Origin of the sequence: Streptomyces sp. NPDC059851 (genome assembly GCF_042732005.1) — a bacterium.
Lineage (GTDB): Bacteria > Actinomycetota > Actinomycetes > Streptomycetales > Streptomycetaceae > Streptomyces.
Genome location: NZ_JBHWJJ010000073.1, coordinates 1 through 14,097, shown reverse-complemented (window position 1 = coordinate 14,097; position 14,097 = coordinate 1). Strand labels below are relative to the sequence as shown.

16 protein-coding genes are annotated in these 14,097 nt (G+C 71.5%); 7 read left to right on the top strand and 9 right to left on the bottom strand.

Annotation, left to right across the window (positions count from 1 at the left end):
- The first annotated feature begins 81 nt into the window (after nt 1-81).
- Nucleotides 82-534 carry a DUF6069 family protein gene (locus ACFV7Q_RS23380; protein WP_385431215.1) on the top strand — a complete coding sequence of 151 codons (453 nt, stop codon included), beginning with the start codon at nt 82-84 and terminating at the stop codon, nt 532-534.
- 1,087 nt (nt 535-1,621) lie between these two features.
- Here ACFV7Q_RS23380 and ACFV7Q_RS23375 read toward each other — a convergent pair.
- Nucleotides 1,622-1,957: an antibiotic biosynthesis monooxygenase family protein gene (locus ACFV7Q_RS23375; protein WP_385431214.1), complete on the bottom strand. Its 336-nt coding sequence runs from the start codon at nt 1,955-1,957 to the stop codon at nt 1,622-1,624.
- A 100-nt stretch (nt 1,958-2,057) separates the two neighbouring features.
- Here ACFV7Q_RS23375 and ACFV7Q_RS23370 point away from each other — a divergent pair, with 100 nt between their 5' ends.
- On the top strand, nt 2,058-2,558 hold the full coding sequence (locus ACFV7Q_RS23370) for a hypothetical protein (protein ID WP_385431213.1): 501 nt from the start codon (nt 2,058-2,060) through the stop codon (nt 2,556-2,558).
- Nucleotides 2,559-2,994: 436 nt separating this feature from the next.
- Here ACFV7Q_RS23370 and ACFV7Q_RS23365 read toward each other — a convergent pair whose 3' ends face one another.
- Nucleotides 2,995-3,303, bottom strand: a complete 309-nt coding sequence (locus tag ACFV7Q_RS23365) for a hypothetical protein (RefSeq protein ID WP_385431212.1) — start codon at nt 3,301-3,303, stop codon at nt 2,995-2,997.
- A 79-nt stretch (nt 3,304-3,382) separates the two neighbouring features.
- Here ACFV7Q_RS23365 and tsaD point away from each other — a divergent pair, with 79 nt between their 5' ends.
- Nucleotides 3,383-4,441: a tRNA (adenosine(37)-N6)-threonylcarbamoyltransferase complex transferase subunit TsaD gene (gene tsaD, locus ACFV7Q_RS23360; protein ID WP_385431236.1), complete on the top strand. Its 1,059-nt coding sequence runs from the start codon at nt 3,383-3,385 to the stop codon at nt 4,439-4,441.
- 341 nt (nt 4,442-4,782) lie between these two features.
- Here tsaD and ACFV7Q_RS23355 read toward each other — a convergent pair whose 3' ends face one another.
- A complete protein-coding gene (locus ACFV7Q_RS23355) occupies nt 4,783-4,956 on the bottom strand; it encodes a CsbD family protein (protein ID WP_385431211.1) in 174 nt (57 codons plus the stop codon).
- Nucleotides 4,957-5,495: 539 nt separating this feature from the next.
- Here ACFV7Q_RS23355 and ACFV7Q_RS23350 point away from each other — a divergent pair.
- Together ACFV7Q_RS23350 and ACFV7Q_RS23345 are read left to right on the top strand one after the other, a co-directional pair.
- Nucleotides 5,496-8,303, top strand: a complete 2,808-nt coding sequence (locus tag ACFV7Q_RS23350; RefSeq protein WP_385431210.1) for an ATP-binding protein — start codon at nt 5,496-5,498, stop codon at nt 8,301-8,303.
- A gap of 134 nt (nt 8,304-8,437) precedes the next feature.
- Entirely contained in the window at nt 8,438-8,812 is a 375-nt protein-coding gene (locus tag ACFV7Q_RS23345; protein ID WP_385431209.1) for a hypothetical protein, read from the top strand.
- Nucleotides 8,813-8,963: 151 nt separating this feature from the next.
- On the opposite strand, the gene ACFV7Q_RS23340 is transcribed toward ACFV7Q_RS23345, so the two are convergent.
- The 4 genes from ACFV7Q_RS23340 to ACFV7Q_RS23325 all read right to left on the bottom strand — a co-directional run bounded on the left by ACFV7Q_RS23340 (nt 8,964) and on the right by ACFV7Q_RS23325 (nt 11,657).
- A complete protein-coding gene (locus ACFV7Q_RS23340) occupies nt 8,964-9,119 on the bottom strand; it encodes a hypothetical protein (RefSeq protein ID WP_385431208.1) in 156 nt (51 codons plus the stop codon).
- A gap of 25 nt (nt 9,120-9,144) precedes the next feature.
- Entirely contained in the window at nt 9,145-9,696 is a 552-nt protein-coding gene (locus ACFV7Q_RS23335) for a hypothetical protein (protein ID WP_385431207.1), read from the bottom strand.
- 115 nt (nt 9,697-9,811) lie between these two features.
- Entirely contained in the window at nt 9,812-10,414 is a 603-nt protein-coding gene (locus ACFV7Q_RS23330; protein ID WP_385431206.1) for a hypothetical protein, read from the bottom strand.
- Between the two features lie 460 nt (nt 10,415-10,874).
- Entirely contained in the window at nt 10,875-11,657 is a 783-nt protein-coding gene (locus ACFV7Q_RS23325) for a PIG-L deacetylase family protein (protein WP_385431205.1), read from the bottom strand.
- A gap of 137 nt (nt 11,658-11,794) precedes the next feature.
- On the opposite strand from ACFV7Q_RS23325, the gene ACFV7Q_RS23320 reads away from it, so the two are divergent.
- A complete protein-coding gene (locus tag ACFV7Q_RS23320; RefSeq protein ID WP_385431203.1) occupies nt 11,795-12,217 on the top strand; it encodes a hypothetical protein in 423 nt (140 codons plus the stop codon).
- Nucleotides 12,218-12,398: 181 nt separating this feature from the next.
- Nucleotides 12,399-12,890 (top strand): hypothetical protein, encoded by a 492-nt coding sequence (locus ACFV7Q_RS23315; RefSeq protein WP_385431202.1) that lies wholly within the window; start codon nt 12,399-12,401, stop codon nt 12,888-12,890.
- Here the strand turns inward: ACFV7Q_RS23315 and ACFV7Q_RS23310 are convergent.
- Nucleotides 12,826-13,221, bottom strand: coding sequence for a transposase (locus tag ACFV7Q_RS23310; protein ID WP_385431235.1), 396 nt, complete (start codon nt 13,219-13,221; stop codon nt 12,826-12,828). The two genes, ACFV7Q_RS23315 and ACFV7Q_RS23310, sit on opposite strands and share 65 nt — an antisense overlap.
- Nucleotides 13,222-13,529: 308 nt before the next feature.
- Nucleotides 13,530-13,916 (bottom strand): hypothetical protein, encoded by a 387-nt coding sequence (locus tag ACFV7Q_RS23305; protein WP_385431200.1) that lies wholly within the window; start codon nt 13,914-13,916, stop codon nt 13,530-13,532.
- Nucleotides 13,917-14,097: the final 181 nt, after the last annotated feature.

The window sequence follows — 14,097 nt, the reverse complement described above, 5'->3', positions numbered from 1 at the left end:
AAGTCAAGTTCAGGTTGGAGGCTTCTGTCTGTGCCGCTGACCGTAGGGCAGCGCAGCACTTCACACGTTGGAGGAAGTCTCATGTCGAGCAATGCCGTTCCGAACTCCGGCCCTGCTGTGCCCGTTGCACCCTCGGTCCACCGCTCCGGCCTCACCTGGTGGAAGGTGCTGGTCGCCGGAGCGATCGGCGCGGCGGTGGTCAATCTGATCATTCTTGCCGTCGCCAAGCTGGCCGGTGCCCCGCTCGTCGTCGTCGACGGCGGCGAAGAGCACCCGATCACTGTCGGGGGCGTGATCGGCGCCTCCGTCGTCCCGTTGGTCGTCGGGACGGGCGCTGCCCTCTTGATGGCCTTGTGGAAGCCGGTCTTCCTCCGGATCGCGCAGTACGTGGGTGGTGGGCTGGCACTCTTGTCGGCTGCCGGCCCGCTGTCGTCCGGCGCCGATGGCGGCACCGTCGCAGCCCTGTCCCTCATGCACATCACCCTCGGCGTGGCGGTCGTCACCACCCTGAAGCTCTACCGCCGCCATCGTTGAGCTCAACGCGCGTTTCGCGGTGGTCGGCTTCACCGGCAGGGAGGGGGAACTCGCGGAGTTGCGGTACTGGTGCGGGTCACGGCCGACCCGCGCCGCCCGCTGGCTCCAAGCACCCCGAGGGCAGGGCAAGACCCGCCTCGCGCAGGAGCTGGCACGCGACCGCGCCGCGGCCGGCTGGAAGGTGGTCACCGCGACGAGGGCCCCGCGGTGTCCTGCCCCCCGGCAGTCAGGACCGCCGCACGGCCGGCTCCGCCGGCCTGCTGCTCCTGGTCGACTACGCCGACCGCTGGCCCCTCGCCCCGCTCACCTGGTTGTTCACCAACGCCTTGCTGCACCGGACCGACATCCCCGTACGCGTCCTGCTGCTGGGGCGGACGGCGGACCTCTGGCCGGCGCTGCGGACCTCGCTGGTCAACGACCAGGTCTCGGCATCGTCCCAGGCCCTGCCACCGCTGGACGCCGACGCCGACGGTTCCGGCGGGCGCGCCACGATGTTCCGCGCCGCCCGGGACGCCTTCGCCGACCGGTACGGCCCCGATCCATCGCCCACGCGCTTCGACCTGACGGACGATGCATTCGGGCGACGCTGGCCGTGCACATGGCAGCGCTGGCCGCGGTGGACGCGTACGCATGCGGCCCGGACGCCCCACCCCGGGGCCTGGTCCCCACAGTCCCGGCAGGCCCCGCGGGTCTCGAAGGGCTCACCGTCTACCTCCTCGACCGCGAGCAGCTCCGGGGCCCGCATGCACAACGGAAGGCGGCACGGGCGCATCGGCACCCCGCCGACGGTCACTTCGTGGAAGGCCGGCCGGTCGTCGTGTGTGCCTGCGAGAACGGCGGGAACCAGCCATGGGACTGGTGCCTGCGCCGACCCGGGCACCGCTGTCCCCGCGCGTCAGCCGTGTGGGCACGCGCGGCTGGCGCGGGTCCAGGGCGCCGGCGAGCAGAAGTCCGCGGTGGACCAGGCCGGTGTGTACCTCAGCGACATCGGGTCACGCACCCGGCGTAGGTCAACTGCCGCTGCCCGGCGGCCCGCCGAGGCCTGTCGGCAGGCAGGCCGAGCCCCTCACTGTCCGAGGCCCTCGCCTCAGGGCTTCGTGTGGGTTGAGTTGACGTGGAAGAGGCGGGGTTGGACATCGGTGGCGATGGTGGCGGCCTGGTCCATGTGGAGGCGGGCTTCGGGATTGGAGAGCATGGCGTGGTAGTGGGTGGCGCTCTCCCACTGGGCGTAGTTGATGACGCGTTCGCCGTCGTGGCTGGCGTGGAAGTTGGCGCAGATGAAGCCCGGCTGGTGCTTCATGGTCGTCTCCGTGGCGTGGGCCAGGAGGTCGATCAGTTCCTGCTGTCGTTCGGGAGGGACGGTGAACACGTTGATCAGCGTGGCGACGGGGCGCGTGCTGTCGATGGTTGCGGTGGTGGTCATGTGGTGATGTGTCCGCTCCCGCTGCACCGGGGCAACCTTCTGCCGGGGCTGTTCCCACGAACGAGTCGTTCCTTACTGCATATATATTGCAGTTGCAGTAATGGCGCAGAAGGGGTGTGGGGCTGCGGGCGGACCCGTGCTGCTGGGAATCGAGTCGCGGCATGGTTCAGGACGGCGGTTGCTCGCGCACGTGGTGGCGTCGAGGGCGGACGAGCCCGCCCGGTTCGGCGGTGTGGTGCCGGGGATCGCCGCCCGCGCTCACCTGCACGCCCCAACCCGGTCGTGCGTCAGGCCCTGGACCAGGCGGGCCTGCGGACGGCCGGTCGACGCGGTCGCCGTCACCACCGGTCCTGGGCCTGTCCGATGCTTCCCAGGTGGGTCTGGCCGGGGCGGAGCCCCTCGCCCACGAGGCCGGCGTCCCGCTGCGGCCGGGTCCGCGGGCGGCTGGGATGCGGATCGCGGGCCCAGACTGCAGCGCGGGGATTGTGGCGTAGCGGCCGGTGTCGTGGTCTACGCCGCCGGCGACCTCGACGCCGCGAACGGAGACCGTCCGAGAACCGGTTGCGGGCTCGAGGAGCAACGCACCACCACCCACGGCTGAGCATGTGGGCAATGGAGGTTCGCGGCTGGCGAGCCGGCACGGCACGTGGCCAGGCGGCTCGGCGGCCGGTCCGCTCCCACGGTTCCGCCGAAGATCGTCTGCAACGGCAGCCGCGACCCCTATCGGGCAGCAGCAGCCGATACCGCCGCCCACGAACGTAGCCGCCGCCCGAAGCAGGCGAAGCCGCCGCCCGAAGCAGGCGAAGCCGGCCCAGCGACCTGCCCTGCGCGCTTGGCGGAAGCGAAGCTCGCCCTGCGCTGGCCCCGCCGCCAGTACCTCGGCGATGTGTCCATGCGGATCGCGCACGAGGCGATCTGCCCCACGCTGTTCGATCCGCGCCGCCGCCACGCCATCGAGCGCGCCCTCACGCAGCAGCTGCGAACGGGCCAGCCCATGCGCCGGCCGAAGGTCGCCGCCAGGCCCACTGGGCGGGGCGTCATCCGCGACGACCGGATCGGGCACCGCCTGACTCGTGGCGCGGTGGCAGGCGCGGACAGGTGCCGTGCAGCGCCGGGCCGGTGCGGAAGCCGGACCAGTGCTGAAGCTGGGCCAGCGCCGACACCGCCATCGAACTGCCGCCGCTCCACGACCAGCTGCCGACAAGGCCGCGCGGACGGCCGCCGGGATGCGGCTCACACCGTTTTGATGCCGCCCCCTCAACGATGTAGTCGGCGCAGGTCGTGCTTGCCGCGTGATCTGAGACGAGGAACGCAACGACGGCCGCGACCTCGTCGGGTTCGACCACGCCTACCGTGCTCCTTATTGCACATATATTGCAGTTGCATGTTGCGGTGCAGAAGGAGGCGAGTATGATCGGACGACCGGTGGTGCTGGGGATCGAGTCGTCGTGTGACGAGACGGGCGCGGGCATCGTCCAGGGAGGAAAGCTGCTCGCGCACGTGGTGGCGTCGAGCATGGACGAGCACGCCCGCTTCGGCGGGGTGGTGCCGGAGATCGCCGCCCGCGCCCACCTGCACTCCTTCAACCCGGTGGTCAAACAGGCCCTCGACCAAGCCGGGCTGCGGATCAGCCAGATCGACGCGGTCGCGGTCACCACCGGCCCCGGCCTGTCCGGAGCCCTCCAAGTGGGCCTCGCCGGGGCGAAATCCCTGGCTTACGCCGCCGGGGTGCCGCTCTACGGCGTCCACCACCTGGCCGGGCACGTCGCCGCCGACACCCTCGAACACGGCCCGCTGCCCGAGCCGTGCGTGGTGCTCATCGTCTCCGGCGGCCACACTTCACTCCTGCTCGTCCGGGACCTCGTGCGCGAGCCGATCCTGCACCTCGGCGACACCCTCGACGACGCCGCCGGTGAGTGCTTCGACAAAGTCGCCCGCATCCTGGGCCTGCCCTATCCCGGCGGTCCGGCCATCGACAAGGCCGCGCGGGAGGGTAACCCGAAGGCCGTGGCCTTCCCGCGCCCGCTGACCCGGCCCGGTGACGACCCGTACGCCTTCTCCTTCTCCGGCCTCAAGACGGCCGCTGCCCGCTGGGTCGAGCAGCACCTGCAGCGCGGCGAGGCTGTCCCCGTCGCCGACGGAGCCGCCGCCCTCCAGGAGGCCGTGGCCGACGCGCTGACCCGCAAGGCTCTGGCCGCCTGCCGTACATATGACGTGAAGACGCTGATCGTGGTCGGAGGAGTGGCGGCGAACTCGCGGGTCCGCGCTCTGGCGGAGAAGCGGTGCTCCTCGGCCGGGATCGAACTCCGCGTACCGCCCATGACGCTGTGCACCGACAACGGCGCGATGATCGCCGCCGTCGGTGACCTCCTCGTCCGCTCCGATGCCGAGCCCGCCCCCCTGGACGTGTCGATCGATCCGTCCGCACCGCTCCAGTACGCCTCCCTAACCCCGCTCGCCCGGCCCGGCGTCCGGTCTGCCTGATTCCACAGAGGCCCGGCTCTCTCCGCACGCCGCCCACCACAGGACTTGACGGTGCGGCCGCGACCGCCCCGTTGGGCGCGGACCGGTTGCTGAGGTCTGCGGTCGGAACGATTCACCTGCCTGCTCCGGAGCGCGAGCTGTTGGGCGGGACCGGCCGCAGTCTGCGGAGCCAGTTCCGGCCTGTAGCGGGAGCAGCGGCTGGTCCGGGGCCGGGCGGTCGTCCGATGGAGGCAGTCGCCTCGCCCGCTCCTGAAACGGCGGCGCGTCCGGGACGTGAGCACGCGCGGTGGGGCCCCGACCCGGAGGGAGGGTCGGGGCCCCGATGACCGCCAGATCAGTAGTCAGTGGCGGAAGGAGTCCTTGACGTCTTCCTTGGCCTGACGAATCTTGCCCTTGGCCTGGTCGGCCTGGCCCTTGGCGGTCAGGCGCTCGTTGCCGACGGCCCTACCGACAACCTCCTCGGCCTTGCCCTTGACCTGCTCGGCGTGCGCCTTGCTCTTCTCGGTGCCCGACATGGCGGACCTCCTCGTGGTGGTACCGGATTGGTCGTGACCCCTCTCCTGCTCCCGATCGCCGCCCCCAAACCCCCACGGAACGACAACAGGCGTGAGCCGTCGGGTGGGTTCTCTCGTCACCCACGACGCGTACGGGTGGCCTGACCGGGCCCCCCGATCACGTCCACGCACCGCGCCCCTGCTGTCTGTGCACACCGCCGGCCTCACTCCGGGGTGGAAAGCTGGGCCCCTCCACACTCGGGTGGGGAAGGTGGTCCGTTCCGTGCCGGACGAGCACGTGACGGCTACCGCGGACGGATGGTCCCGGCTGGACCCCGACCCGTCGGCGGCCCGGGACGGTGATGGACCCGGCTGGACGTCTGAACCCGGGGAAGGCCAACAGCTTGAGCGATCCCGGAACTGCCGTGCGGTGGTGCGCGGTGCGCGGCGAATCGATTCGTCGCCCACGCAATGACAAGGAATGCGCCATTCCGGCGTCGCGGGCCGCACCGCTGCGGAATCCTGCCAGGGACGTTCCAACGCCAAGGGTGGGAGGGGCAATGGCGGAAGGGGACCGGAACCTGTCGGTGCACGGCGACGCGGTCGGCCAGTTCGTGACCGGCGACAACAACGACGTCCTGAGCGTCGTCGTGAACGCGACGCATTCGGCGGTGACCGTGGTGGGGCCGGCCAAGCGGCCGAGACCGGCGCGCCGCGAACACATCGAGCGCCTGCCGCGCCGTGCGGATCGCCCTCCGCTCGGCCGGGACGCCGAACTGGCGGCGCTCGTCCGAAGCATCACCGGCAACGAGCCGGCGGGGGTGCACGGCCCCGAAGGCATCGGCAAGAGCGCCCTTGTCCGTCACGCCGTGTTCGAGGTCGGCCACCACGACGGCGTGGTGTTCCTCGACGGGTACGGCAAGGACGTGGACGACCTGGCCCAAAGCCTGTTCGAGGCCTGTTGGGACGCCCCGGGCTACCGCCCCGGCGAGGCCGAACTGCAGCGTCTGCTGGCCGACCTCCGGCTCTGCGTCGTCATCGACGACCTCGACGTGCCAACGCGAGGACTGACCCGGCTCCTGGACACCATGCCGTCCGGCACCTTGGCGTTCACCTCCCGCGAGCGGCTGCTGTGGGGGCAGGGCAAAGCCATCGCCCTCACCGGCCTCTCCCAGGCGGCGGGGAACGAGCTGCTGGCCCGTGAGCTGGAACGCCCGCTGCTGCCGGCCGAGGCGGAAGCGGCGGCCGCGCTGTGGCGGGCGAGCGAGGGGCATCCCGCGGCGTTGATCAGGGCCGCGGCCCTGGCGCGCCCCGTCGGGGTCGGCGCGACCGTCGGGGAGATCGTGCTGCCGGCGCCCGCCGAGGTCCCGGAACTGTTGCGCAGGGCCGTGGCCCGGCTCGGCGGCGTGTCCCGGCACGTCCTGGCGTTCCTCATGGTGGCACCGAGGGCACAGGCGACCGTGGACGTCCTCACGCTGCTGGTGCCCGGCCCCACCGGCACCGCCGTCGGCGAGGCCGTCGACCGGCTGACCGCGCTGGGGCTGCTGAACCGCACCGGGCCGCACGTCCGCCTGGCCGGTCATCCGGGAGGCCTGCCGCCGGAGGGGCTTGCGCTCGCCCCGCAGCAGGTCGCAGAGGCGACGATCCGGCTCACCGCGTGGGCCGCGGACCGGCGGACCGCGCCCGCCACCCTGGCCGACCACAGTCTGCTGATCGCCGGGCTCGCCGAGGCCGTCGGCCGGGCGGGCAGGCCGGACCTGGGCGTCGCCCTCAGCCGGGCCGCCGCACCCGGCACGGCCTGCTCCCTCCGCTGGGGCGCATGGGACCGCATCCTCAGCCGGGGCCTGGCCTCAGCCCGCCAGGCCGGTGACGAGCGCGCCCACGCGTACTTCACGTACGAGTCCGGCGTGCGCTCGTGGCTGACCGGCAAACGACTCGCCGCGGCCGCCGCGTTCGGGACCGCCGCGGCGGCCTGGCACGCCCTGGGCGACCCCCACGGCGCAGCCCTCGCCGAAGGCGCCCGGGCACAGATCGGACCCGGCCCCGGACCGGCTCCGGACACCGATGCCGGCGCGGGCACGGACACCGGGACGGATGCGGCTACGGGTACGGACACCGGTACGGGCCCGGACACCGGTACGGGTACGGAGCTTCACGGCGGCGACGCGCAGCCCCGAAACGACGCCGGCCCGACGGGCACCGAGTCCGCCACACACTCCGACCCAGCCCACCCCGCGGACGCCGGCGCTCCTCCGTCACACCCTGCGGCGCCTCCGGTGGACCCGCCGGTGCCAACCCCCAGCCCGGCACTCCCCACACCGCCCGCGGCCACGGGCGGGCTGCCCCTGTTCGCCAAGGTGGTCATCGGCGGCTCACTGATCACGGCAGCCGCCATCGGCACTGTGACCGTCCTGGGCAGGGGCGCCGCGCCCGCGGGGACCCCGCCCACCGTGCCCCTGCACGTACACGTCGCGACCAGCCTCTTCGAAGTCAAGGAGATGCCCGGCACCCCAGAGGGCCCCTGCCCGACCGGCACCGGCACGACCGACTGCACCAAGGTCTCACGGGTGGCCAAGGGCGAGCGCGGGCCGGTGCAGGTCGTCCCCGCCGGCCCGCTCCCGGCGGGCGTGAGCATCGTCTACTGGGGGTGCGAGGAGGGCCCGTCCTCCACGGCCTGCACCGTCCGGGCGGATCGCGAGCGCACCGTCTGCGCAACGACCACCAGCCCCGAGGACGAGGCCGCACGACGGCAGTGCGCGCAGCGGACCGCGGACCGGTCTCCGGCTGCACCGCAAAACGCCCTGGTGGCAGTCGAGTTGGGGGCGACCGACTTCGAGGTCGCCGTCACCCCCGACACGCCGGGCACGCGGCCTTGCGTCCAGCCGCCGTTGGACCTCGACAAGAAGCCGCCGCCGCGGCGCACCTGCGCGTTCGTGGTCCCCCTGAACACGAAGATGAAGCTGACCGCGAAGATCACGGGCACCGCACGGGGCCTTTCCCGTCCGTTCAACGGAGAAGCCGAATGGTTCGGCTGCGACGAGGGACCGGCCACCCCCGGCGCGTTCGACCCGGAGGCCAGGGCGATCAACGAGGACACCGGCCGCCAAGAGCCGTACCCGAACGGCACGAAGACCTGCACGCTCGACCTCACCACCGGCCGGTACATCGGCCTGTCCAGCACCGACCTGAGCGACGGCGGCTCGACCACCGCCCTCGCGGGCGCCTTCGCACAACTGCCCCGAGTTCACATCGCTCCCGGAGTGACCGCCATGCCGAAGCCGGACGAGCCGCCCCTCCAGCGCGTCCCCTGCTCCGCGTTCGGCGGCCCGGACGGGATCGAGTGCCTCGGCGAGCCCGCGAACGGCTGACGCACACGACGCCGCGTCCAGCGGTACGCACGAGAAGGACACGGCACGCAGACGAGGGAGAGGACGAGGGCCTGGACACGAACGAGCACACGGACAAGCACACGGACAAGCACGAGGACGAGGACGGGGAAACGATGAGCGACAACCAGAGCGGCGGCCGCGGCATCACCATCCACGGAGCCGCCACCGGCCAGTTCCAGACCGGTGACAACGCCACCCAGACTTCCACCACCATCTCGGCCGACGCCGGTTCGGCTGCGGTGGCCCCGTTCGTCGAGCTGATGCTCGGCGTGATCTCCCGGCTGGACCTGTCCGCCGACCAGGCGGACGGCGCGCGGCGGGCCCTGGACGCGTTGCGTAGCGAGGCGGCCGGGGACGAGCCGTCGCAGTCACGGCTCCAGCGGCTGATGGGCGGCTTCGTGGCCTACCTGGCGCAAGCGGGCGCGCCCGCCCTGACCGCGGCCTTCATGACACTGGCCCTGCACGTGGGCATTGCCGGCCCCCGATAGCCTTCGGACGCCGCCCGCGTGTCCGGACGTGACAGAACACCGTCACTGCGGCCGCGGGCGGACGTGACGATGGGTGCATGTCCACGACCCGTCGCAACGTCATCACGGTCTTCCCCGATGTCGACCTCCTCGAGCGGTGTCGCGGAGGTCTTCAGTTCACGCGGACGGACCGCCGGGCAAACTGTCGGCTGCGGTGGACCTGCGAACGGTCGGCCAGGGTGTGATGGTCATCGTCGTTGGTGTAGCCGAACTTCGTCTTGTGCGGGCGGGCAGCCGCGATGTGCACCTCGGCTCCCTGCCCCAGCACCTGGAGGACCGCAGCGGCCGCTGGATCATACGCGCGAGCTGGAGCCGGACGGTGCCGGGGACGGCGCGGCGACCTTGACGTCGGCGCCCGTCCCGACGCGCCGGATCTCGGTGCTCATGGGGTCGAACTCCCGTCTCCCGATGCCGTGTTCGGCGCGGAGCCGGTCGTACTCGGCCTCGCCGGCGGGATCCAGGAAGGAGACGCGCTGCCAACGGACCTCGTCATGGCCCTCGGCGCCCTGCCATATGCGTACCAGCGCGCACACATCGTTCCAGTACTCCTGGACCCGGCCCAGGCGGCGCTGCTCCTCGGTGCGCACCCGCTCCGGCGTCCACCCCGGGGCAACAGAGGGCCTCCGGCCGGAGCGGCTGATCTCGGCCTCCAGCCTCAGGACGAGACCGGACACGGCTTCGGCGAGCGCCCCGGCCGTACGGTGCTCCTCCGAGCCGGAGCAATGGAGTCGCTCCAGTGCCTCCATGCGCGGCATCACGAAGTCGCAGATCGCCCAAGCATCGTCCGCCGTGATGTCCGTGGCGTAGCGGGGTGCGGACCTCCCGGCGCGGGCGGCGGCCGTCATCGGCCGGCTTCGCGACGCTGCCGCGAACCCGGTTCGTCCGCGGCTGCCCGGCCCGGGCGGCCACGGAAGCCGGCCGTCAGCTGGGTGGGACGGCTGGGAAGCCGGCGAAAAAGCTCTAGTAAGGGCCGCCGCGGAACAACATGCTGCCGTGGTGGCGCGGGCGGTCGCCGCGTTCGTGGGCTGCGTCGGATCGGTCCGCAGGGGTCGAGAGCCGGGCTAGGGTCCGCAGGGTTGCCAAGCCAGCCAGCACCTCGTCACGACGTTTGGCGGACTTCATCCAGGCCGGCAGCCGGGCGAACATCGCCATCGTGGGGGAGGTGTAACGCTCGCGCAGCCGGGCGTCCACGTAGGTGTTGAGGGCGTCGACGTGCTCCTCGTTGTAGGCCCACAGAATCCGTCCTGCACAGCGGGTCTGAAGCCAGAGCGGCCGTCGGAAGAAGGGGTCCTCGGTGCCGCCGGGCACCGCGCCGACCAAGCCGGTGCCCCGTTCCTCGGCCGTCCAGTTGGCCACTGCGCCGCAGTTGGCGCAGGCGAGGCGGCGGGGCTGGAAGAGCAGGGCGCTGAAGTATCTGGGCGCCGCGACGCCGGGCAGAGGCAGGACGAGCGCGCGGCCACCGCACCTCGGGCAGACCACGAGCAACCGGTCGGTGAACTGGACGAGCCACGTGCCGTTGTCGCGGTGGCGGGCCGGGTCGGGGTGCGTGGGCTCTGAGCTCATGGTGGACACCCTGCCAGGTCAGACCTGCCCCCGGCGACCGAGATACAGCTCGACGCCGAGAAGCCGTACTTCGGCTGGCTGCGCACCCAGCTCACGCTTGCTCCGGAGGCACTACCAGCACGAAAGTCCAAGCCCAACACGCGGCCAGTCGCTGAGCGCTCTTCCAACGAGCTGGAGCCACCGACCATCTCCCTGCCGTCGGACAGCGCACCGAAACCAGGTCGACCCCGCCGAGGAGTGATCGCGGCCAGCCGGGCGCCGTACGCGGATGACCGAGCCGCCCTTGCGTCCGTCTGCCGGCTCGGGACATGGAGAGCGATGCTGGCATCGGTAGGGCATCCGGCCAGTGCTGGGCGCAGGCCTGGACTGGCCTCGGGCCGCATGGCACCTCCGTCAGCGTCAGGCGCCAGCCACCGCCCCGGCCGCGTGCGACACGGTCCGCCCCCGCCTGGTGGCAGGATCAGACCATCAGCCCCCGCAGTCCGACCGGCGTGAGCCCGGCGTCGAGGCGGGTGAAGTACTCCGTCGCGATGATCGGGTCACGTACGTCGGCCGGGAGCCGGGAGAGGATGCCGGGCAGCGGCCGCTCGCGGGCGGCTTCGCTGCGGTGGGAGAGGATCGCGGACCACTTCTGCTCGAGATGGCCGCTCACGTCGACCGTCGCCGCGACGTGCCCGTCCGGGACGGACAGGACCTTCTTCCCGACCCGGGTCAGCAGCGCCCCCAGTTCGCCCACCCCCGAGTCGGGGTGTGTGGCCGCGTAGAGGGCGGCTGGCTGCCACGGGGCACCTGCGTCCGGGTAGCGGTGCTCCAAACCTGCAGCGTGGAACGCCAGGACGGCCGCCTGGTGGGTACGGACGTGGTCGGGATGCCCGGTCAGCTGGCCGTAGGCGTCATGGGTCAGCAGGATCTGTGGGCGCACCGCCCGGATGTGTCCGACGAGTGCCTCCACCAGCTCGTCGATCGGGGCGTCGACCAGCCGTGGCCGGCCCGGGGCGGATTCGGGTACGTGGGCGTCGGCGTAGCCGAGCATTCGAGGTTCTCCGGCGCCCAGGACCTTGAGGGCGTCTGAGAGCTCGGCGGCCCGGTGGCTGTCCGGGGCCCAGGTTGCGGTGACGACGGCGGTGTCGGCACCGGAGGCGGCGTGTTGCGCGAGCACACCGCCGGCCAGAAGCGATTCGTCGTCCGGGTGGCCGAACACTCCCAGGAGGGAGGGGCGGGCCGGGATGGACGTCGGGGTCATGGGCGTGGTGCCTTCCTCTGCGACATGCGGTGCGTGAGCTCGGGCGGGCTGGTCGGAGCCGGCGCCGGGGCGGTAGGGCCGGAAGGTGGCGGGTGGACGGTCGAGCGGGAGGGCCGGACAAGGAGGTGCCCCGTTGGATGGTCGCTGGCATCGCTGCGGCGAGGCTGAGGCGGTCGTTGAAAATCGGCCTGGCGACCCTCGGCCTCGACGTGCCCATTGAGATTGTGGCTCAGCACCGCGACGAGCGGTTGCGCACCGGCATTGTCGACGCAGCAGACCGGTCGTGGCACGTCACGCTGTACCTCAACGCCACCGGAACCGAACCTCCTGGCGTGCAGCGGCGTCAACCGCGAGCCGCCCTCGAAGATGGGCGGTCACCGCTCCAGCCGAAGAGGGCCGCCACCGGGTTCACCGCAGACGCCGCGAGCCCGGCAACTCCCTGCAGGACCGCCAGCAGACCATCGTCGGTCATGTCGTCGCCGTCCTCGGACCGGAGCCGCGGGGTCCAGCGGTTTGCGCAGTCGATGGCGAGCGGCCCCCGCGCGATCAGCCGCGCCTGACCTCACCGCGGCCAGCCCAACCAGCCCACACCGCATACCAATAGCACCCCGTCCAGCGTCAAAAAATCAACACGACGTCCGCACCGACACTTCCAAGCCGAACCCACCCCGACACACCAACGCAGTCATCACACTGATCACATCGGGAATGACTCGTCTTAGCAGGGAGCGAGGCCACACCTTGACCACCCCACCCCGCAACCCCCACGACCACGGCCCCACCCCGCCCCCGGCCTCCGCACGGCGGCCGGGCGTCGCGACGGCCGCGGGAGCCCTCGCGCTGCTGATCGGCGGGATCACGACCTGCTACGCGGTGACCATGGGCATCGAGACGATCGAGTCCGGCTTCGGCCCGATGATCTGCTTCGTGCTCATGCTCTTCGGCCTATCCATAGCGCGGAACGCGTTCCGGCTCCTGGCAGCGGACCCGGACGGGGCTGAGCGACTGACCGTGCAGCTCGGTATCATGGCCGGTCTGTCCGGAGTGGCGATAGGCTCCATGATCGCCCAGGCCGACTTCAGCACCGATGGGGCACAGGAACAAATCATCGGGTTCATCGCCGGGTTCGCCCTCTCAGCGCTCGCACTCGTTCTGTGCTCGCACAGGGCTACGAAGGATTACGTCGAGGGGCGCCACCCCAACACGCGCTCCACGCCTCCCAGAATCGGCTGACGACCAACGGGCCGGGCCGCTCACCGAGGCGCGGCCCGGCCCTTATGCATATGCCGTCGGGGCAGATGGTCGGCCTCCCTCCGCGGCCTTGGTGTCGCGGACCAGCGTCGATCACGCTATCTGCGCTGATCCACCAGCGCAGAGGCGCGGTGGGCGCCCTTCCACGAGCCGAATGGCTCGGCAGGTCCATCCACGGCGTGCCGGTGCGGTACTTGAACGCGATCGCGTCGATCACCTGTCGGTGATCCCGCCACCGCCCACCCCGCTTCGGAGTCCGGTCCGGCAGCGACGGCTCGATCCTCGCCCACTGGGCGTCAGTCAACGGACACACATCAATCAACGATCAGATGATCCGCCGGACAGGTCGTCGTTCCGGAAAGGGGTTGGGGCCGACCTCTTTCAGGTCCGGACCCTGGCCGCCTACCGACCCCTCCGTGTAAGGGGAATTCGCCTACCCCGAAGCCATCCGCAGCTGCTCATGACGCTCTCGGCGTCGACGTGTCGCGCGCCGAGGTCCCAGGTCAGGCGAGACCTCGCTGCGAGTGCCACCGCCACTGGCCGGGCCGGCTGGGCTGCGCTGCCGGCCGCTCTGGCCTGATGGTGAGTCGAAACCGCCGACCCATCTCTTGGACGGCAAACCTAGGTGCAGGAGGTGAGGAGTCGGGCCGCGGCGGCTTCGAGTTCAGCGCGCAGCACCGGCTGGCATTCCAGGGGTGCGCACACCTCAAAGGCGCCGCTACCAACCTCGCCGTACAGGAGCACCTGGAGGTACTCGGGGCCACCCGCTTCCTCACGGCCCAACAAGAGCTCGACGGTGAGCCGGGTGCCGTCCGTGAGCCGCCGCGATCCGCTCTGCGGTTCGCCGTCGACCAGCATGAACTCCTTCTCGTACCGGCCTTCGGGTGGGGAGGCCAGCAGCCACTGGGCGAATGCGGCAGCCCGTGGCGCGCCACCGAGCAGTGTCGTGCGTCCGATGAAGTACGCGTCGAAGCACCAGGTACCGTCCGGATCCTGGCCGATCGCCAACCACAGGTCCTCAACGGGCCGGCCGGGGTAATGACTGCCGCGCCAGCCGAACCGAAACGCCGTCCCATCGTGTTTGCCGGACACCGTCGAACCTTCTCCCCCCCGAACTGCGGTAGGCAGTTCACCGGACACATGACCTCTGGCAAGCAGCACGGTCCGGTCAGTCAGCGCACGCCAAGAC

Bases quoted from the DNA above. Each gene is read 5' to 3' on its own strand.
- ACFV7Q_RS23380 (WP_385431215.1), top strand. From the start codon at position 82: ATGTCGAGCAATGCCGTTCCGAACTCCGGCCCTGCTGTGCCCGTTGCA.
- ACFV7Q_RS23375 (WP_385431214.1), bottom strand. From the start codon at position 1,957: ATGACCACCACCGCAACCATCGACAGCACGCGCCCCGTCGCCACGCTG.
- ACFV7Q_RS23370 (WP_385431213.1), top strand. From the start codon at position 2,058: ATGGCGCAGAAGGGGTGTGGGGCTGCGGGCGGACCCGTGCTGCTGGGA.
- ACFV7Q_RS23355 (WP_385431211.1), bottom strand. From the start codon at position 4,956: ATGTCGGGCACCGAGAAGAGCAAGGCGCACGCCGAGCAGGTCAAGGGC.
- ACFV7Q_RS23350 (WP_385431210.1), top strand. From the start codon at position 5,496: ATGGCGGAAGGGGACCGGAACCTGTCGGTGCACGGCGACGCGGTCGGC.
- ACFV7Q_RS23345 (WP_385431209.1), top strand. From the start codon at position 8,438: ATGAGCGACAACCAGAGCGGCGGCCGCGGCATCACCATCCACGGAGCC.
- ACFV7Q_RS23335 (WP_385431207.1), bottom strand. From the start codon at position 9,696: ATGACGGCCGCCGCCCGCGCCGGGAGGTCCGCACCCCGCTACGCCACG.
- ACFV7Q_RS23330 (WP_385431206.1), bottom strand. From the start codon at position 10,414: ATGAGCTCAGAGCCCACGCACCCCGACCCGGCCCGCCACCGCGACAAC.
- ACFV7Q_RS23325 (WP_385431205.1), bottom strand. From the start codon at position 11,657: ATGACCCCGACGTCCATCCCGGCCCGCCCCTCCCTCCTGGGAGTGTTC.
- ACFV7Q_RS23320 (WP_385431203.1), top strand. From the start codon at position 11,795: ATGGTCGCTGGCATCGCTGCGGCGAGGCTGAGGCGGTCGTTGAAAATC.